This window comes from Streptococcus suis (genome assembly GCF_002964575.1).
Lineage (GTDB): Bacteria > Bacillota > Bacilli > Lactobacillales > Streptococcaceae > Streptococcus > Streptococcus suis_R.
This window is the reverse complement of record NZ_POQQ01000026.1, coordinates 41,103-61,151: the sequence shown is the minus strand read 5'-3', so window position 1 is coordinate 61,151 and position 20,049 is coordinate 41,103. Positions and strand designations below refer to the sequence as shown.

Below are 20,049 nucleotides of genomic sequence, written 5' to 3'. Positions count from 1 at the left end.
GTCCCTATTTCTACTTTCTTACTTTTAGATAGAATCCGTATTTTCTACGAGTAATGGACCGTAATACTTGTTTCCTTGCACTTGAGGGAGTATAATGGAAGAGTATATTCTTAAGGGGATTTGAGAAATAATGAAGAAACAATTTAACGAGAAACAAGAGCGTTTCTCACTTCGTAAATTATCGGTAGGTCTTGTTTCAGCGACGGTGACAAGCCTATTTTTTGCGACTTCCATTGCTGCGGCACCGTCTATTAGTGCCCAGTCAATTAATTATACTTATGTAACTGAGCAAGAGTTGACAGATGCAGAAAAAGAATTGATTATTCGAGACCTGCCAGGTTTGGCTCAAGCGACAGATGCTACTTATTACTTGGTCTATCGTCCAGTAGGAGCGAGCAAGACACCTGTAGTGGCAAATACCAATAGTCAATCAAAAATCTTGCCAAAGACAGGCGTTATAGAGAATGCTGCCATGGCAGTAGCAGGTCTAACGCTTCTGGTTTTGGCTGTAAAGATTGGTAAAAAAGGGAAGAAGGAACTTGCGGGAGTTATCATTCTTGCCGCAACGGGTGCAAGTTTCCTGGCACCGACCAGCTCAGCCTTGACTAGCCATATTTTGGCTCAATTCAACCATACGGTAGAAAGATCAGCAGGTCAGGCCTTGCCAGCGCCAGCTGACATTGAAGGCTATGTTTATGTGGGCTATTTTAAAGATAGCAGAGCAGTAGACGAGCTTCCAGCAGAGGAGAAAAAGCCTGTAGAAGAAGTGGTTACCGAAGTTCCAGATACGGCACCTAGTCATCAAGTGCCAGCTGTTGCGATTACTGAAAAGACTCTCACAAAGACAGAAGTTATTGCTTTTGAAACTCAGACGGTAGAAAATCCTGCCTTGGATGAGGGAACAGAAAAAATTGTTCAAGAAGGTCAAAATGGTGAGCGGACTATTACCATCAAGCAAACGCTGGTAGATGGTCAGGTTCTGAAGGAAGAAGAAGTTTCATCAGAAATTACCAAAACTGCTACTCCAAAAATCATCGAGATTGGCAGTAAAAAAGCTGAAGAGCCTATTGTAACGGATGTTCCAGATACGGCACCAACACACGAAGTTCCAGCCTTAGCAGTTACGGAGGAAGTCACTTCCCATTCAGAATCGATTGCCTTTACAACTGAGGAAATTTATGACGATACTCTCCCAGAAGGTACTAGACAGACAGCTCAGGCTGGTCAAAAGACTATTGAAACCAAGCAAACATTCATTGGAGGTGTCTTGGTTCAATCAGAAGTTGTATCAGAAACGGTCAGCCAAGCCCCTGTTAATCAGGTCGTGAAAATTGGTACCAAACCAGTTACTGCTCTTCCAGATACAGCTCCATCGCATGAAGTACCAGAAGTTATCTTGACAGAAGATACGACGACCAACACGGAGGCTATTCCATTTGAAAGTCAAGTCATCTATGATGACACCTTGGCGGAGGGAACTCGAAATGTGGATCAAACAGGTGTTGCAGGTGTTCGGACTACGGTCACTAAGAATTACTACGCTGATGGTGTCTTGATCAAGTCTGAGCAGGTTTCAAGTTCGGTGACAAATTCACCAGTGACCGAGATTGTTCGCCTTGGTACAAAGAAAGCTGATACTGTCACAACGGAGACGGAATCAGCTACAAAAGTCATTCCATTTGAAATCAGCTACCAAGACGATGCGATCCTCCCAGTCGGTGAAGAAAAAATCATTACAGCTGGTCAAAATGGATTGGCGACTGTTACAACAACCTACACTCTTATAAATGGCGTTCGTCAGGCAAATCCAACAGTCACTGAAACGGTGACCACTCAGCCTGTGCCTCAAGTAGTAGCGCGTGGTACGAAAACGGCTACCCCAACTCCAGTTGAAAGTACGGAAACCGTTACGGAAACGGTAGAGATTCCATTTGAAACAAAGACAACAGAAACAGCTGACCTCTACGTTGGTCAAGAACAAGTTCTTACGGAAGGTAAAAACGGAAGCAAGGAAATCACCACCACTTATGTAACCATTGACGGTGATCGCCAAGCAAACCCAACTGTAACAGAAAAGGTAATCCTTGAGCCGACAACTAAGGAAGTTCTCAAAGGAACCAAGCCAATCGAGAGTACCGAATCAGATACAGAAACGGTAGAGATTCCATTTGAAACCAAGATAACTGAAACAGCGGATCTTTATACAGATGAAGAGCAAGTTGTCGTTGAAGGTAAGAACGGAAGCAAAGAAATCACAACTACCTACCAAACAGTCAAAGGTGTTCGTCAAGCAAATCCAACAGTGACTGAGAAAGTCCTTGAAGAACCAACAACCAAAGAAGTTCTCAAAGGCACCAAGCCAATCGAGGCTACAGAAACTGACACAGAAAGAGTTGACATTGCCTTTGAAACGGAGTATATTGATGATCCGACACTGTTAGAAGGTAAGACAAAAGTTGTAACAACAGGGGTAAATGGTTCTAAAACGATTACCACAACCTATAAAACCATCAAGGGTGTTCGTCAGGAAAATCCGACTGTAACAGAAGAGATCACCAAAGAACCAGTTAAGCAAGTCATTGCGCGTGGTACAAAGGTTGAAAAAATACCACAAGTTGTTATTACTAATTTGGTTGAAAATGAGGATGCTAAGTCAGCGACTATCAGCTACAAGTTGACAGACGAAACAGCTAACTTCCATCGAGCTGTTGCCCTTCTCTATGACAATACAGGTGCCTTGGTTAAAGAAGAGGCCATTACAGATCCAAATGGCCAGTTGACATTGGAAAATCTTGATTTCTATACAGACTATACAGTCAAAACAAAGATTTCATATACAATGGCAGAGCAGGAGCAAAGCTCAGAGCAAGAAGCTATTCTTGAAAGCATGCGTCAGTTTGACCTCGTTTACAAGAAGATTGAAATCAAGGATATTGATGCGGTGATGGTTTACCGCCGTAAAGATGGTAAGTATGTCGGTCAAGAGTTTTTAGAAGAACTTCCAGCATCGGCTAATGAACTATTTATCAAGGTAACATCCGATCGTTTTAAAGAAGTCTATCTTCCAGTTTCAAGCGTTGAAGAAACAAACTTGAATGGCAAGGCAGTCTTCAAATTGGTTTCCTCCTTTGACCAGTTGGTAGAGGATAAGAACAGCCAATACGTTGCAAATCGTGAGTTTTACATTCCGAAGATGGCGACAGATGCCAATACCTACACATCCTTCAAAGCTTTGATTGATGCCATGAAAGCAAATTCTAAAGGCACCTTCAAACTGGGGGCTCACTTAGATGCCAATGAAGTACCAGTTGGTGATGTACCTTCTTACGTTCAGAATTTTAGCGGAAGCTTGGATGGATTAAATGATGGCTATGCCTTCTCAATCAGTAACTTGAAAGCTCCACTTTTCTATAACCTTGGTGGTAAAGTTCAAAACTTGGACATCAAAAATGCTCATTTACAGACAAGCACCACCAATCCTCTTGCTACCATTGCTGTCAATGCCAATAATGCATCCGTCACAAACGTGGCAGTAGAAGCAAGCTTAAAAGGACCACATAATGTATCTGGTTTGGTGCATTCTGCTTCTAATACGACCATCAAGGACGTATCTTTCAAAGGAAGTATTGAAACAACTGGTTCTGGCGGAAGTCTGACTGGAGGTATTCTTGGAAATGGTATGATGTCCAGTGTTGGAAATGCGAAAGTAGATGCAACCATTACCATTCCAGGTAATGCCAACCAATTTGCAGGTGGTATTGTAGGACGAACCATGCTTGTGTACGATGTACCTGGAAGTGTTTATAATGCCTATGCTACAGGTTCTATTGTAACAACTGGCACAGAAGCCACAATCGGTGGTATCGCAGGCTCTAACCAAGTTGCTGGTCCTTATGCACTGCACGTTGGTAGTTTAACCAATGTTGTCAGCTCTATGACTGGTCCGACAAGTCTTGTTGGTTTTGTCGTCAATCCAACTGGCAAAGTCAAGAATGCAGCTAGCACCACTAGCGATACCCTTGCAAATGTATCGATTATCAGTCAAGAAGATGCGGCGGCAAAAGTTCAAGCAATGGGCATTCAGGCGACCTTAGAGGATTCAACATCTCTCAATCTAAACCCTTATTCTGTGAATTATCTATCACTAGATAAGGCGCAGGCTGACCACGAAACTGCCTACTACAATATGGAGAAAATCCTGCCATTCTATAACAAGGAATTGCTTGTTTACTATGGAAATAAAATCGCAGTAGATGATAAGCTCAACAAGGTTCGCTTATTGGATGTTGTTCCAATGAAAGATACATCCTTTATTGCAGATGTCCATACTGAGAAAGCCAATATTAACAAGATTATGCTTCACTATGCGGATGGCACGGTGGATTATAAGACAGTTTCTTATCTGGAAGATTTCAAAAATAATCACGTGGTAGAATACACGATTGCTGGTACGGACTTGATTTACACGCCAGAATCCTTCTTGAATGACAGAAGCGCCCTAGTTAGCGACTTGGTAAACAGTTTATCGAGTGTAGTACTTGATTCAGATGCCATGAAAGCTGTTGTCAATTATCCGACTAAATTAGATGCCAATAGACAGACTGGCACAGCTAAAGATTTCTACTTTGGTGAAAGCTTTGACCAGGTGAAAGCTAACCTAGAGAGCAATGTCCGTAAGATTTTAGTTGCTAGCCTAAACGGTCAAGGACAGGCTTCTGAAGCCTACATAAAAGAGAAGATTACTGACAATAAGGAAGCCTTTCTTCTTGGTTTGACTTACTTGAACCGTTGGTATGACATCAATTACGGGGATGTAAATACCAAAGATTTGACCATCTTTGAACCTGATTTCTTCGGAAATGATGCTGCCTCTGCCCTTGATATGATTTTAGCAATCGGTAATGGTGGCTATGATGTTCTTCGTGCCCATAACAACGTAAGTACCTATGCTTCAGCTATTGGTAAGCAGAATAAGCAGGCTTCGCTCTTTGATATGGTGGAGGCTTATCGCAAACTCTTCTTGCCAAATCTGACAGACAACGAGTGGTTCAAACAAACAACCAAAGCCTATGTTGTTGAAAGCAAGTCGCAAGTAGCGGAAGTGGCTGCAAAACAGGAGGCGGCAGATACTTATAGTAAGTACAATATTGGTGCATACAGTAAGATTGTGAATAATAAAGTGACGAATCCAGAATGGAAATACGCTCACATGCTCTTACCGCTATTGACCTTGCCACAAGAGAATATCTTCATCATTACCAACCTGAATACAATTGCCATTGGTTCCTACGAGCATTATGTTACGGATTATTCAACAGCAGAAAATCGTGATAAGGTACGTCAGATGGTTGATTTAGCTGCTCAACGTCAACGGGATAATGCTGATTTCTGGTATAAGATTCTTGATGAAGAAAATCGTGAGAAGCTCTTCAGAACAATTCTTAACAATGAGGGGTATCTCATGTACGATGCGGCTGGTAATAAGTCCTATCGTGACTTAACGGCTGATATTGATGCCATTCAAGATTTCTACGGTCCAATTAACAAGTGGTATGGAGATAAAGGGGTTAAGACTGCCTACGCAGATGGTAAGGAAACCTATTTTGTTCATTATGATATGTTGTCGGACTACGGAACTGCACTCTATACGCACGAAATGGTCCATAACCAAGATGGTGATATTTATCTGAAAGGATACGGTCGCCGAAATGGACAAGGTATGGAAGTCTATGCTCAGGGTCTTCTTCAAAATGTCTTTAATACAACAGAGATGAACCTCGGTTTGAATGCTGTCTTCCTAGATTCATCAACCAATCGTGTGCATGTTGGTGAGCCAGTTAGTCGCTTCAATAGTGAGGCTGATTTGAATGCCTACTACCATAATCAGTTCGATGCACTTTATCTATTAGATTACTTAGAAGGTAGCGCTGTTCTTGGTAAGACGGATCAAGAGAAGAAAACATGGCTTCGCAAGATGGAGAACTATTATATTCAGAATAATGGCGTTGATACGCATGCTGGAAATAGTGCCCGTTCCTTGACGGATGACGAGGTTTCGAATCTGAAATCATTTGAGGATTTGATTGATAACAGCATTATTGTTCAACGTCAATATATGAATCCGAATCAGACAAGCAAAAAATGGGATCGCAATGGTTATATGAGTACGCCAATGTTTGCGGCCAACTTCTCTGCCCTTTCAAATTCGAAAGGTTCACCTGGCGACATGATGTTCCGTCGCATGGCCTTTGAGTTGCTTGCGGCTAAGGGTTATACGGAAGGATTTGTTCCGTATACTTCTGGTCAATTGTCTGATTATGCAATGAGTCAAAATTCTATTATCTATGATAATTGGAATAAGAAAGATACTGGACTGATTACAGACCAGCATGTTTTGGATCAAGTCTTTAAGGGTCAATATAAGACATGGGAAGAATTTAAGAAAGCTATGTTTGCTGAGCGTGTCAACAAGGCAACTGCAGGTAAGTTGAAACCATTTACCATGCAGTATGAACTTGGTAATTCAAACTCAACCAAGGAAGTGACTATCACAAGCTTTGAACAACTTCAAAAATTGATGAATGAAGCTGTGGATGCTGACTTAAAAGGCAAAACATTTACTCCAAATAACAGTAAAGTCCATGCATTGAAAGTTAAGATTTACCAAGCGATGATGCTGGATACAGCTGATTTCAGAGCATCTATTTTCAATCCATAATCTAAAACAAGTTGGTCTTGTGCCAACTTGTTTTTTGCTGTATACTAGAGGAAAAGTTCAGGGGGTATCGTATGCTTATCAAACCTATGGAGTCAGAGACGGAAATACAAGGCAAGGCTTATGTGCATTGGAAGTCTTGGCAGGAAGCTTATGCAGACTTGTTGCCACAGGAGTTTTTAGAGAATGTCTATACCTTAGAACGTTGTCAAGATTGGGCTGTTCGTTATCCTCAAAATATTTTGGTAGCTCTGGTGGATGAGCGGGTGGTCGGCTTTACCTGCTACGGCGCCAGCAGTCAGGAGGATTTACAGCCAGCGGGGGAGATTTATGCTCTTTATGTTTTGTCGGACTACTACGGACAAAAGATTGGTTATCAGCTCATGCAGGCGGCTTTGGAAAAATTGCAGAGCTACAAACAGATTTCCCTCTGGGTTTTGGAGGGGAATGCGCGTGCGATTGCCTTCTATGAAAAAGTTGGTTTTCGATTTGATGGTGTCAAAAAAACTGTCAATTTAGGGGCAGAACGTACAGAATATAGAATGATTTTTAAACAGAAAGAGAGAGAAAATGGCTAGAAAAGAAACGGTTACCTTGACCAATATGTGTTTGATTGAAGATAAGGATGGGAATGTCGTCGTGCAAATTCGGGACCCTGAACGCTATCGTTGGTCAGGTGTTGCCTTTCCTGGTGGGCATGTTGAAGAAGGTGAGAATTTTTATGACTCGGTTGTTCGGGAAGTTGAGGAAGAAACTGGCCTGGTCATCACAAACGCTCATCTGGTTGGTATCAAGCATTGGCCTGACAAGGAAGGGCATCGCTATCTGGTCTTTCTCTATAAGGCAACGGAGTTTACTGGAACCCTTCAATCAACTGAAGAGGGAGAGGTACGTTGGGTCAATAAAACAGACTTACCGCAGATGGACTTAGCCTATGATTTGCTAGAAATCCTAAAAGTCATGGATGACCCAGATTTGTCTGAGTTCTTTTATACTCGAAAAAATGATGATGGAGAGTGGGATAAGAATTTTAGGTAGGCTTGCTTCATTTTTTAAGTTGACGAAGACTGGAATATAGTATATACTATACTTGTTAATATATAAAAGGCAAAGGGGCCTGTTGTTCGCAATGAAGCGGAAGTTATAGAACAACGGGATAACTTTGCCTTTTTTATTTCTAAATTAGTTGATGACAGAGCATTTCTCTTTTGGAAAATATGAATCGAGAGGATGATTACATGGGGCTTGAATCGAAAAAAATTATGTTTGTTGGTCCAGTTGGGGTTGGAAAAACGACGTTGACACAACGGTTGAAAGGGCTTGATATCAATTACTTCAAAACACAAGCCATTCAATTTTATGATTCCATTATTGATACACCTGGGGAATTTTTACAACATCGGCGTTATTACAATGCCTTGTCTGTAACAGCAGCAGAAGCGGAGGTAATTGGATTACTAGCTTCAGCAACAGCCACCATGCAGACTTTTCCACAAGGATTCTCCTCTTTGTTTAACAAACCAGTGATTGGAATTATCACCAAGGTTGATTTGGTGACGGATCCTAGCAGCCTTGAGAAGGCTAGAGCGCAATTACTGGCAGCAGGTGCTAAGGAAATTTTTGAGGTATCATTAACAGATAATCAAGGAATTGACGAGATTCGGCGCTATTTGACCAAGGAAAGTTGAGGTGATGGGATGAAGGTAGAGCACGGTGGAAATATGAATCAGCTTGCCTGTGATTTGGGCTTTCATCCAGAGGAGTGTTTGGATTTTTCAGCCAATATCAATCCTCTTGGTCTTTCAGAAAACGTAAGATTAAGTGTCATACAAAGTTTAGATAAATTGGTCCATTACCCTGATGTGACTTATTCACAGTCCAAGGCAGCCCTGGCTGAATACCATTCTTGTCCGCCCCAGCAAATTCTTCTATCGAACGGTGCGGTAGAGATCTTTTATGACCTGGCTAGGTATTTGAAGCCTAAGAAGATATTGCTTTTAAGTCCGACATTTATGGAGTATGAAAAAGCCTTTAAGCAGGTTGGTGCAGAGCCTATTTATCATGTATTGGAAGGACCAGATTATAGTTGGACTTTTGAATCAATCTTACCCAACTTGGAGAAGCTGTCATCTGGGGATTTGGTCCTGATTTGTAACCCAAATAATCCAACAGGGACTTTGGTATCCAATCAATTCTTGTTATTGGTAGCTGAATTTCTAAGGCAAAAAGTGGCCTATTTGGTTCTTGACGAGGCCTTTATGGACTTTGTTTTAGACAAGGCTGTCTATTCTATGGTGGATCATTTGAAGGACTATCGAAATGTCATTGTTGTTCGCTCTTTGACAAAATTTTATGCTATTCCTGGCTTGAGGTTGGGTTATGCCTTATCTAGTAATACAGACTTTATTACAGCAATGGATGACATGCGACCACCTTGGACCATCAACGCATTGGCAGATGCCTTGCTACCTGTGATTCTCAAGGATAGTGAGTATCACCATGCGACAGAAGAGTGGCTCAAGAGTGAGCAGGAATTCCTTTATAGAGAATTGACTGCCTTGCCTTATTTGAAAGTCTTGCCACCGACTGTCAATTACATTTTCTTTGAATACGAGGGAAATGACAGTCTGAGGGAGCTTTTAATTCGAGAAAAAATATTTATTCGTTCCTGCCATAATTACCATCATCTGAACGACCGCCACTATCGAGTAGCCATTCGATCAAGAGAGGAAAATGGTCGCTTGATTGAGGCTTTAAGATCTGTGCTAGGAAAGTGTGATGGTCATGTCTAGGAACAAATGGTTTTCCTGTCCAGGTTCATGTGGGGAATTGTTTCAGGGGGTGAAGGACGGTCAAGAATTTTTGCTGACCTACGGTATCAATCGCAAGTCCTATGCAAGACTCATCAGAGAGGAGGAAGAAACGGAATTTGCAATAGGAGAAAAGGTTGTCAAGGTCTTGGATTATCTTGATCCGATAGAGGATGGATGGAAGCTAGAAAAGAAGTCCAGTCTTCCAATCGGAAAAGGAATGTCCAGTAGCACGGCAGATATGCTGGCAAGCCTACAAGCCTTAGCCTTTGTTCAAAATAGGCATTTGACTGCCGACGAAGTGACTAAGTTTTGTTGTCAGATTGAGCCAACGGATTCGATTGCCTTTGCTGACTGGACGGTCATCAATCCCTTGACGGGGCAGATATTGTTCCAAACGGATTGGAAACCAGAACTTTATGTCTATATTCTTGAACCCAGAAAGACTGAGTGGACAGTCGAGCTGGCAAGAATGACAGAATGTCCTACTTATCCAGTCCAAGCCTCAGAAGGACTGTTAGAACTGTTTCAGCAGGCTTGTCAGTCAAAAAATGAAATTCTTTTGGGGCAACTTGCAACTACTAGTGCCTTGTTGAACAATACTCGTCTGCCCAAGCCCTATTTGGCAGACATCCTGTCCATTGTGAAATCATTGGGACTGCTAGGTGTCAATGTGGCTCACAGTGGAACGGTTGTAGGTATATTGATGACAAAAAGTCAATTACCACTGATTTCTACAATAGAAGCTAATTTTTCTAAGGGAGAAATTGGCAAGTATTATGACCAACGCTACCTTTCAAAGATTTGTTTTGAAGGTGTTCGAAGGGTGAAAGGAGGTTAAGGTGGAAAAACTACAAGATATTTTGAGTGAAATTAGACCACTAGAAAAGCTTGAAATGGAAAAGGGCAAGAAGGTTTGTGACCAGCTAGCCAAGCCACTGGGTGCTCTTGGTAAAATGGAGACCATCTATGCGCGCTTGTTTGCCATGTTTCATGGAGACATTGACCTTTCTAAACAGATGGTAATGGTTTATGTAGCTGATAACGGCGTGGTTGCAGAGGGAATATCTGCTAACCCGCAGGAAACGACCTATATCGTAGCCCGTAATATGTTAGAAGGCAAAACGGGTCTGTGTGCCATTTCAAGACATGTAGGTTCAGATGTCAAGGTAGTGGATATAGGGTGCATGAAAGATGTTAATAGCGACCAAGTTTGTAAGGTCAGGAGAGGGACAGGCAATATTTTGAAAGAGCCTGCTTTGACTAGAGAGCAAGCTGTCGAAGCGATTTTGGTTGGCTATAGAGAAACGGTTGCCTGTATTCAGAAAGGCTATAGACTTTTTGGAACTGGGGAGATGGGAATTGGCAATACGACAACCTCAGCAGCTGTGATCAGTGCTCTTTTGAATGTAGAAGCTAGTCAAGTTACTGGCTACGGAGCAGGGTTGACAGAAGGGATGAAATCCCATAAAACACAAGTGATTGCTTCAGCAGTTGCTCGCCATGCTCCTTATAGTGATGTTCTGGACATTGTTGCAAAAGTTGGTGGATTAGATATGCTGGGTATGGTAGGAACCTATCTGGCCTGTGCTCATCATCAACTTCCCTGCGTGGTGGATGGCTTGATCTCCATTACAGGCTTGCTGATCGCTAGTCAATTAAATGCTCATGTTTTAGATTATTGTTTTGCTTCCCACCTTTCCACAGAACCTGCCTCTCGTTTGGTTTGTGAGCACCTGGGATTAGACCCCATGCTCTTGATGGATATGAGATTGGGAGAGGGATCGGGTTGTCCTTTAGCCTTCTTTTTAATGAGCAATGCAGTTTATACGATTGAATCAATGCCTACTTTTTCAGAGGGAAAATTGAGTAGGGATGATTATATCGACATTCGTCAATCAAAATAGAAAGTGAGAATTCAAATGCAGTTATATACAAAAACAGGTGACAAAGGCTTGACCAAGCTGGTTGGTGGTCAGAGTGTTGCAAAAGATGCAGAGCGTGTTAATGCTTATGGTACCATTGATGAATTAAATTCTTGGATTGGTTATATCATTACTAAAATGGATCCAGCAGATGCCTTGAAAGATGAATTGTTGCAACTACAACATTATCTTTTTGACTGTGGTTCGGATTTATCAACGCCGCATGGTGTCTATCCTTACAAGGTTGACAAAACCATGGTTGATTGGATTGAGGAGCGCATTGATACCTATGCGGATATCCCGCCAGCCTTGGAAGTGTTCATTTTGCCAGGTGGAAATGAAATTGCAGCAATGGTCCATATTGCACGCACTATAGCTAGACGTGCAGAGCGACACATTGTAGGCACTATGTGGACTACGGAGATAAATAAGGAAGTCTTGGTATTTGTAAACCGTCTGTCTGATTACTTCTTTGCCTTGGCGCGTGTGATCAATTTTACCCATCAGCAGCCAGATATTGCTTATGAAAGAGGGGCAAAAGTCTTTCATAATATTACCAAAGCTGATGTGGAGCGTTGGGCTAAGGCTAGGGAAGAAGGAAGATAGAGCATTTTTAAAACCGTTTTCGTTTACATATTGACATAATGCTCTAGAAGGTGTAGAATGATTTTATAAGAAAAATCATTTGACACAATGGCGTGTTAAAATCAATAAATGTGAGCAACGGGGCTACAAAAAATATCACTATTTTTTGTAGCCCTTTTTTGTTTGATAGAGGTGGAAATACATGAAACAATTTATGTTAGCAGGTGTTTCTAGTGGAGTTGGAAAAACAACTGTTACTCTAGGGATTTTAAAAGCTTTGACCGAGCAAGGTCTACGAGTACAACCATATAAGGTTGGTCCGGATTATATTGATACGGCTTATCATAGTCGGATTAGCAAGCGAATTTCCCGTAATTTAGATAGCTTTATGATTCCTGATCAAGCTGCTTTAGACTGGTCGTTTAGAAAATGGCATCAGGATGTTGACATTGCCCTTGTTGAAGGGGTGATGGGTCTATTTGATGGTTTGGGTACGGATAAAGATTGTGCTTCGTCGGCTGCGATTGCGAAGAAATTAGATATACCTGTTGTCTTGATCATCGATGGGAAAGCCACTTCAACATCAGCGGCGGCCATGGTACACGGTTTTTCAACCTTTGATCCAGACTTGACTATTGCAGGAGTAATTATCAATCGAGTTGCTTCACAAACGCATTATGAACTGATAAAAGGAGCTATTGAACGCTATACGGATGTGGAAGTTTTAGGCTACTTTCCTAAGAATATTCAGGTAGAACTGCCTTCACGACATCTAGGCCTAGTGCCTGATGTTGAGATGGAAAACTTGGAGAAACATTTCTCTATCTTAGGTCAGTTGGCTCAAGACCATATTGACTTAGACCGCTTGCTTGAGAAGGTAGATATAGCTGGTGAAGAACCGTCAAATCCATTCCGCACTTCAAAACATTTCCCGCTAAAAATTGGCTATGCTCTTGATGATGCCTTTCATTTTTACTATGAGGATAATTTGGATTTGTTAAGGGAATATGGGGTGGACTTGATTCCCTTTAGTCCCCTTAATGACAAAGAATTACCTGAAGCAGATGCTTACTATTTTGGAGGAGGGTTTCCAGAGGTCTATGCAAAGGAGTTGATGGAAAATCATTCTTTCAGGAAGTCTGTTTTGCAGGCCCATCAAGAGAACAAATCCATCTACGCAGAATGTGGGGGCCTGATGTATCTAGGTAAGGAACTGCAAACTGGAGAGGGTTCTTATGATATGGTAGGGATATTTGATGGTGTCAGTCTTATGACAGACCGGCTAAAAAGCTTTGGTTATTGCCAAGCTAAGACTCAGGTTAGGAGCTTATTTGGTCCAAAGGATACGGTTGTTAGGGGCCATGAGTTTCACCATTCAGTATTCCAAACCAATGAACCCACCGTCTTGCAACTGGAAAAAGTTCGAGATGGGCAGGTTGTTTCTAGCTGGACAGGTGGCTATCAAACTGGTAAAACCTTTGCTAGTTATCTGCATGTTCATTTTTATCAAAATCAGGTCTTGTTGGAAAATTGGCTCAGGAGTATTGGTGAGGAATAGCCTATGTATTTGATTGCGATATTCATTGCCGTTTTATTGGATTGGTTACTGGGAGATCCCTATAGTTGGCCTCATCCAGTCAAGCTGATCGGTCATTTTATCAGCCTGTTTTTGAAAGGCCAGCCTAATAGTCCAAAAGGGAAATATGTCTACGGGCTTTTATTATGGTTGGTTACAGTTGGACTGACAGTGGGAGTCACCTATTTCTTGCTGGCCCTATCTGCACGTTTTTCACCGATTCTTTATTGGGGAATGTGGATCTATCTAGCCTATACCACCTTATCGACAAGGTGTTTGGCTTTTGAGGCCTTGAAGGTCTTGAATACGTTAAAGACGGGGACTATTGAAGAGGCTAGATATCAGGTTAGTATGATTGTTGGACGTGATACTAGCCAGTTGACTGCAGAGGAAATTTCTAAGGCTACTATTGAAACAGTGGCGGAAAATACCAGCGATGGCGTCATTGGTCCCTTGCTATGCTTGTTCATCGGTGGACCAGTTCTAGCGATGGGCTATAAGGCAGTTAATACCTTGGATTCTATGGTTGGTTACAAGACGGAAAAATACAGGCAGATTGGCTTTGTTTCTGCCAAGTTGGACGATATGGCAAACTTGATCCCTGCTCGACTGACTTGGCTCTGCTTGATGATTGCTAGTCATATTTTACAATTAGATAGCAAAGAAGCTTGTCGCATTGGTTTTAGAGATCGTTACCAACATGCCAGTCCAAATAGTGCCTTTTCAGAAGCTGTGGTTGCAGGTGCCTTAGGTATTCAGCTTGGTGGTGCCCATATTTACCATGGCGAATGGGTTGAAAAACCAACCATTGGTGAAGCTGTTCGTCCTGTAGCATTTTCGGATATTGAAACGACTGTTCACTTACTATATATGAGTACAACAGTTTCTCTGATGCTATTTAGTGTGATTTATTCATTATTGACTAATTTTTAGGAGCCATACATGACTTATATTCAAAATCCATCCTCTATTGAGGAAACAAGTTTTAAGATTATCCAGTCCATTATTGATGAGGAGCATCCAGATTATCGTTTTCAAACAGAGATGGAAGAGTCTATTATCAAGCGGGCTATCCATACCTCAGGTGACTTTGATTATCTTTATAATTTGCGTTTTACCCATGACGCTAATCAGAAAATTGTAGAGGTTTTAAAAAATAAAGGGACCTTGGTACTGGATTCCAGCATTTCTCTCAATGGTATCAATAAGCGTGTCTTGGATCAAATGGGTGTAACCTATACCTGTCTGATAAACGATGAAGCTGTTGCACAACTAGCTAAGGAAAAAGGGATTACACGGGCTATGGCTGCTGTGGAAGTGGCAGCTAAGATTCCAGGTCCAAAAGTCTATGCCTTTGGCGGTGCTCCTACAGCCCTATCTTATTTGTTGGAATTGGTTGAGGCAGGACAAGTAGATGTTGAGGCAATCATTGGTGTACCAGTGGGCTTTATCAATGTTGAAGAATCCAAGTCAGACTTGCTGGCTTCGCCCATTCCTGCCATTGCAACGATTGGTAGAAAGGGTGGTAGTACCATTGTCGTCGCGATTATAAATGCTATCATATATCAGTTAAAAGAAGTTTTGACTGGGGATTATGTTCGCTATTCAACCCCAAAAAACAAGTAGGAGATGTTTATGGTTTATATGACAAATGCACATCAGATTGAGGCAGCAAGTTACAAAAAAATTCAGGAAATCATCACTGAGCAACACTCTGGGTTTGTGTTCACAGATCCCTACCAGGAGGCAGTTTTAAAGCGAGTTGTTTTTACCAGTGCAGACTTTGATTACCTCTACAATATACAGTTTTCTAATTATGCTATTGAGGAAATTGTAAAGGTCTTGAAAAATAAGGGGACCATCTTCACAGATACGACTATGGTGTTGGGAGGTTTCAATAAAAAATTGCTGGATCAACTTGGTGTTGCCTACCGTTGCTTAGTGAATGAGCCAGAAATTTTCAAAGAGGCCAAGGAGAAGGGAATTACCCGTTCAATGGCGGCTGTGGAACATGCAACCAAGGTCGATGGTCCCAAGCTCTTTGTTTTCGGAAATGCTCCAACCTCTATTTTTAAGGTTTTGGAAATGGTTGAAGCAGGTCTACTAGAACCTGTTCCAGTCATCGGGGTTCCAGTTGGTTTTGTTGGGGCAGCAGAATCAAAATTACAGCTCCATGAGAGCCAGTTACCAGCCATATCTGCGCTTGGTCGAAAGGGTGGCAGTACGATTGCAGCAGCTATCGTGAATGCTATACTCTATCAGTTGAAAGCTGAGGATAAGGAAGGGCAACTTTTCTCACCTTCAAAAAAAGGCTATTGTCAAGGTAACTAAGATGGATGAATATGTTTATGTTGATGGAAAAAAGCTAAAAAGAGGCTTTACGACAGGAACCTGTGCGACAGCGGCGACCGTTGCAGCTGTAAATATGATTTTACAACAGGAAATCGAGGAGAAGGTGACGGTAAAAACGGCTTCAGGCGTTCAAGTTACTATGGACGTTCACAAGCCTTCCTTTGGTGAACAAACAGCTACGGCAGCTATTCAAAAAGATGGAGGCGATGATGCCGATGCGACCCATGGATTATTGATTTTTTCAACGGTTACCTTATTGCCCCATCAGACGGAAATTGAAATTGATGGAGGTGAGGGAGTTGGTCGGGTGACGGAGGTTGGTCTGGCCAATGCGGTCGGTATGGCAGCTATAAACCCAACCCCTCGAAGGATGATTGAAGAACATGTTCGTGACTTGATTGGTCCAGATTGTGGAGCAAAAGTCTTGATATTTGTTCCTGGAGGCGAGGAAGTTGCTAAGGCAACCTATAACTCACGGCTGGGTATTTTGGGCGGTATTTCTATTTTAGGTACTACGGGGATTGTCAATCCCATGTCTGAAGATAGCTGGAAGGCAGCCATTACAGTCGAGTTGTCCATGCTTTATAATAAAGGCTATCGCTCCGTTGTCCTATCGCCTGGCAAATATGGCGAAGCCTTTGGAATGGATGGTCTAGGCCTGCCCAAAGAGCAGATTGTCAATATGAGTAATTTTGTGGGGCACGTTCTAAAAGAAGTTCAGAGAATTGGATTTACAAAGGTACTGATGGTTGGGCATATGGGCAAGTTAGTCAAGGTTGCATCGGGAACCATGTCCACTCATAGTAAGGATTCTGACGGACGCATTGATACCTTAATAGCTAATTTAGCCCTCATGGGTGCTCCTCTGGAAATGTTACAGAAGGTCAATGCTTGTTTGACAACAGATGCAGCAGCAACCATTATCAAAGAATATGGATATGAAGGGATTTATCAGATTTTAGCAGACAAGATTAAGGCTAAGACAGAGCGGTTGCTCAAGTACCGTCAACCTACGGTGACCATTGATGTTGTCTTATTTGGAACAGAGGATGGCTACCTAGCTTCAACCAAAAGCTTAGCGGAAATCCAGGAGGAGTGGTCATGATAGATGTGATTGGCATTGGTCCAGGAAATCCAGCCTACTGTCTGGTTGGTCAACTGGATCGTTGTGAGCAGGCAGACTATATCTTGGGAAGCGAGCGTCATTTAGAAGTCCTTCCTGATAGGCTCAAGGAGAAAGGGGTTATAGCTCCTAAAAAATTGAAAGACCTAGAAGCCTTATTGGCAACATATCCCCTAGAAGCTTCTATAGTTTACTTAGTTTCAGGAGATCCCTTGATCTACGGATTGGGCAAGTGGATGTCTGAGAAGTTTCCAGGTAGAGTTAGCATTTTATCGGGGATTAGCTCCATGCAATATTTGGCCAGCAAGGTTTGTTTGCCTATGAATGATGCTTATTTAACTAGTAGTCATGCTAAGCTTCCAAACTTTGATTTGATCATGAGTTTGCCCAAGGTCTTCATGGTGACAGATGCCCAGGTTGGTCCCTATCAAATTGCGCAGGAGGTCCTCAAAAGGGGACTTAAACGGAAAATCATTGTCGGTGAACATCTGAGCTACGAAGATGAGGAAATCAGTATTCTAGCAGCAGAAGATGTGGTTGATCGTGACTATAAAATGAATGTGGTGGTAATTGTAGATGAAGGATAGTGAATTTATTCGGACCAAGGTCCCTATGACAAAATCAGAGATTCGCGCCATTAGCATTGATAAACTAGATTTGACACATGCTAGACGGATGCTGGATGTGGGGTCTGGGACTGGTAGTGTTACGATTCAAGCGGCTTGTAGCTATCCTCAGTTAGAGGTAGTAGCTGTGGAGCAGAATCCTGATGCTTTAGCCCTAACCAGACAAAATATAGAGAAATTTCAGTGCCAAAACATCACTCTTTATGAAGGGAAGGCACCGATTGAACTGCAAGGTCCCTTCGATGCTATTTTTGTCGGTGGGACTGGTGGAAACATGCAGGAAATTTTTGACTGGTGTCAGAAACTTCTCCTTCCTGGAGGCAGGCTGGTCTTGAATTTTATACTTTTGGAAAATGCCTTAGAGGCAGCCCAGATTGCTGAAACCATGAATTGGGAAGACCTAGAACTCACCTCAGTACAAGTTGGCAACTGGACAAGTTTAGGAAAAGGTCATTACTTCAAACCACAGAATCCAACAATCGTGGTTTCTTGTCAAAAAGCTAAAAAGGAGTAGAGAGAATGTCGAAAGTACATTTTGTTGGTGCAGGTCCTGGTGATGTGGAACTGATTACCTTGAAGGGGTATAAGCAGTTATCCCAGGCGGATGTTGTGATTTATGCAGGTTCCTTGGTCAATTCAGCCCTATTGGATTACTGCAAGGAAGGTGCAGAAATTTATGACAGTGCAGGAATGCATTTGTTGGAAATTATTGATGTCATGGAAGCAGGTGTCAAGGCGGGCAAGGAGGTTGTTCGTTTACAGACAGGTGATTTCTCCATCTACGGCTCTATCCGTGAACAGATTGAGGAGATGAAGAAGCGAGGAATTACATTTGATTGTACTCCAGGTGTCAGCTCCTTCTTAGGAGCGGCTTCTAGTATTGGAACAGAATACACAGTGCCTGAAGTTTCCCAAAGTGTCATCATTACCCGCATGGCTGGCCGTACGCCTGTTCCAGAACGCGAGTCCTTACGAAGCTATGCCCAACACCGTACTTCAATGGCTATTTTCCTATCTATTCAAGGCATTGAAAAAGTGGTGGAAGAATTGGTTCAAGGTGGCTATCCGACCACTACACCTGTTGCGGTCATCTATAAGGCAACTTGGCCAGAGGAGAAAAAGGTTTTTGGCACACTCGAAACGATTGCAGAGAAGGTCAAAGAAGCGGATATCAGTAAGACGGCTCTGATTCTGGTTGGTGATTTTCTAGGTCAGGAATTCTATTATTCAAAACTTTACCATGAAGAATTTGAACACGAGTATCGCCATGGAAAAAGTAGCCATGCCCAGTAAGGTTGCCCTTGTTGCCCTAACAGAAACTGGCAAAGAAACGGCTCTAAGGTTGAAAAGCAAGTGGGCACGTCCCTGTCATATCTATAGCCTAGCTAAATTGGCAGATAATCAGGTGACAGGTTTTGATAAGCGTCCTACTCAGGCAATAGCAGAGCTCTTTCAACAAGTGGACGTTCTGGTCTGTATCATGGCGACCGGAATTGTTGTCCGTGCCATTGCCCCTGTTGTTCAGGACAAAGCAGCAGACCCAGCCGTCATTGTCCTAGATGAAAATGCGACAAATGTCATTAGTCTACTAAGTGGTCATCTGGGTGGAGCCAATGAAGTGACTAGGGAAATTGCTACTCTTCTGGAAGCTAATCCAGTCATTACAACGGCAACGGATGTTCAAAATGTTGTTGCCCTGGATACCCTTGCCAAATCCGTCAATGGTTGGCGATCTGACCTACGCCCCTTGGTCAAGGAATTTAATGGCTTGTTAGCAAATCGGGAAAGGGTCTATTTTTACCAAGAAAAACCTTGGATAGAAGATGTGCGGGGCTTAAGCCTTCTTGAAGCCAATCAAGTGGAAGAAGTCCTAGCTGGAGATGCCCCTCTTATTCTCTTGCAGACAAAGGAAATGGCCAGCAAACGTGAACATCTTGCAGTCATTTATCCTAAGCCCTATGTACTTGGAGTTGGGGCACGAAAAAATGTATCCTCTGAGATTTTTTATCGGAACTTTCAAGAATTTTGTCAGGAACAAGGTATTGAACAGACCGAAATTGCGAGGATTGTCAGTATTGACATCAAGAAGGATGAAGAGGCCATTTTGGATTTAGCAGAACAACTATCTTGCCCCTTTGATGTGTATAGCAAGGAGGACTTAGAGAAGGTTGCTGACAAGTATCCTTGTTCGGATTTCGTGAAAAAAACAGTTGGGGTAGGAAGTGTGGCGCTTGCTAGTGCAGACCTTGCCAGCGATGGCCAGGTTCTAACAAATCGATTTGCAAAAGATGGGTGTACCTTTGCTTTAGGTAAAGTCCCTATAAACTAATAGATATA

General features: G+C 42.3%; 17 protein-coding genes. All 17 read left to right on the top strand.

Features of this window, described 5'->3' with window-relative positions:
* Window positions 1-130 precede the first annotated feature (130 nt).
* The 17 genes from C1E58_RS01985 (at window position 131) to C1E58_RS01905 (ending at window position 20,041) form a co-directional block, all read left to right on the top strand.
* Complete coding sequence (locus C1E58_RS01985; RefSeq protein WP_105209152.1) at window positions 131-6,718, top strand: ZmpA/ZmpB/ZmpC family metallo-endopeptidase; 6,588 nt, start codon at window positions 131-133, stop codon at window positions 6,716-6,718.
* Window positions 6,719-6,789: 71 nt separating this feature from the next.
* Entirely contained in the window at window positions 6,790-7,293 is a 504-nt protein-coding gene (locus C1E58_RS01980) for a GNAT family N-acetyltransferase (RefSeq protein ID WP_161951249.1), read from the top strand.
* Window positions 7,286-7,753, top strand: a complete 468-nt coding sequence (locus C1E58_RS01975) for an 8-oxo-dGTP diphosphatase (RefSeq protein ID WP_105209151.1) — start codon at window positions 7,286-7,288, stop codon at window positions 7,751-7,753. Before C1E58_RS01980 ends, C1E58_RS01975 begins: the two co-directional genes overlap by 8 nt.
* Before the next feature lie 179 nt (window positions 7,754-7,932).
* Window positions 7,933-8,403, top strand: coding sequence for a EutP/PduV family microcompartment system protein (locus tag C1E58_RS01970; RefSeq protein ID WP_238142210.1), 471 nt, complete (start codon window positions 7,933-7,935; stop codon window positions 8,401-8,403).
* Between the two features lie 9 nt (window positions 8,404-8,412).
* The gene (gene cobD / locus C1E58_RS01965; RefSeq protein WP_105209150.1) at window positions 8,413-9,507 is read left to right on the top strand and encodes a threonine-phosphate decarboxylase CobD; all 1,095 of its coding nucleotides are present in this window, start codon (window positions 8,413-8,415) and stop codon (window positions 9,505-9,507) included.
* Window positions 9,500-10,366, top strand: a complete 867-nt coding sequence (locus tag C1E58_RS01960) for a kinase (protein ID WP_105209221.1) — start codon at window positions 9,500-9,502, stop codon at window positions 10,364-10,366. Before cobD ends, C1E58_RS01960 begins: the two co-directional genes overlap by 8 nt.
* Window positions 10,367-10,385: 19 nt before the next feature.
* The gene (gene cobT / locus C1E58_RS01955; RefSeq protein ID WP_419579954.1) at window positions 10,386-11,432 is read left to right on the top strand and encodes a nicotinate-nucleotide--dimethylbenzimidazole phosphoribosyltransferase; all 1,047 of its coding nucleotides are present in this window, start codon (window positions 10,386-10,388) and stop codon (window positions 11,430-11,432) included.
* A 15-nt stretch (window positions 11,433-11,447) separates the two neighbouring features.
* Window positions 11,448-12,056 carry a cob(I)yrinic acid a,c-diamide adenosyltransferase gene (locus C1E58_RS01950; protein WP_105124931.1) on the top strand — a complete coding sequence of 203 codons (609 nt, stop codon included), beginning with the start codon at window positions 11,448-11,450 and terminating at the stop codon, window positions 12,054-12,056.
* A 181-nt stretch (window positions 12,057-12,237) separates the two neighbouring features.
* The gene (locus tag C1E58_RS01945; protein WP_105209148.1) at window positions 12,238-13,593 is read left to right on the top strand and encodes a cobyrinate a,c-diamide synthase; all 1,356 of its coding nucleotides are present in this window, start codon (window positions 12,238-12,240) and stop codon (window positions 13,591-13,593) included.
* A 3-nt stretch (window positions 13,594-13,596) separates the two neighbouring features.
* Window positions 13,597-14,544, top strand: a complete 948-nt coding sequence (gene cbiB, locus C1E58_RS01940; RefSeq protein ID WP_105209147.1) for an adenosylcobinamide-phosphate synthase CbiB — start codon at window positions 13,597-13,599, stop codon at window positions 14,542-14,544.
* Window positions 14,545-14,553: 9 nt separating this feature from the next.
* Complete coding sequence (locus C1E58_RS01935; protein WP_105209146.1) at window positions 14,554-15,237, top strand: cobalt-precorrin-8 methylmutase; 684 nt, start codon at window positions 14,554-14,556, stop codon at window positions 15,235-15,237.
* 9 nt (window positions 15,238-15,246) lie between these two features.
* Window positions 15,247-15,942 carry a cobalt-precorrin-8 methylmutase gene (locus tag C1E58_RS01930; protein ID WP_105209145.1) on the top strand — a complete coding sequence of 232 codons (696 nt, stop codon included), beginning with the start codon at window positions 15,247-15,249 and terminating at the stop codon, window positions 15,940-15,942.
* 1 nt (window position 15,943) lies between these two features.
* Window positions 15,944-17,068, top strand: a complete 1,125-nt coding sequence (gene cbiD, locus C1E58_RS01925; RefSeq protein ID WP_105116876.1) for a cobalt-precorrin-5B (C(1))-methyltransferase CbiD — start codon at window positions 15,944-15,946, stop codon at window positions 17,066-17,068.
* Entirely contained in the window at window positions 17,059-17,673 is a 615-nt protein-coding gene (locus C1E58_RS01920) for a cobalt-precorrin-7 (C(5))-methyltransferase (protein WP_161951248.1), read from the top strand. Before cbiD ends, C1E58_RS01920 begins: the two co-directional genes overlap by 10 nt.
* On the top strand, window positions 17,663-18,226 hold the full coding sequence (locus tag C1E58_RS01915; RefSeq protein ID WP_105124924.1) for a decarboxylating cobalt-precorrin-6B (C(15))-methyltransferase: 564 nt from the start codon (window positions 17,663-17,665) through the stop codon (window positions 18,224-18,226). The genes C1E58_RS01920 and C1E58_RS01915 overlap by 11 nt, the downstream gene beginning before the upstream one ends.
* A 5-nt stretch (window positions 18,227-18,231) precedes the next feature.
* The gene (locus C1E58_RS01910) at window positions 18,232-19,005 is read left to right on the top strand and encodes a cobalt-precorrin-4 methyltransferase (protein WP_105209143.1); all 774 of its coding nucleotides are present in this window, start codon (window positions 18,232-18,234) and stop codon (window positions 19,003-19,005) included.
* Window positions 18,953-20,041, top strand: a complete 1,089-nt coding sequence (locus C1E58_RS01905) for a cobalt-precorrin 5A hydrolase (protein ID WP_419579951.1) — start codon at window positions 18,953-18,955, stop codon at window positions 20,039-20,041. The genes C1E58_RS01910 and C1E58_RS01905 overlap by 53 nt, the downstream gene beginning before the upstream one ends.
* Window positions 20,042-20,049 lie beyond the last annotated feature (8 nt).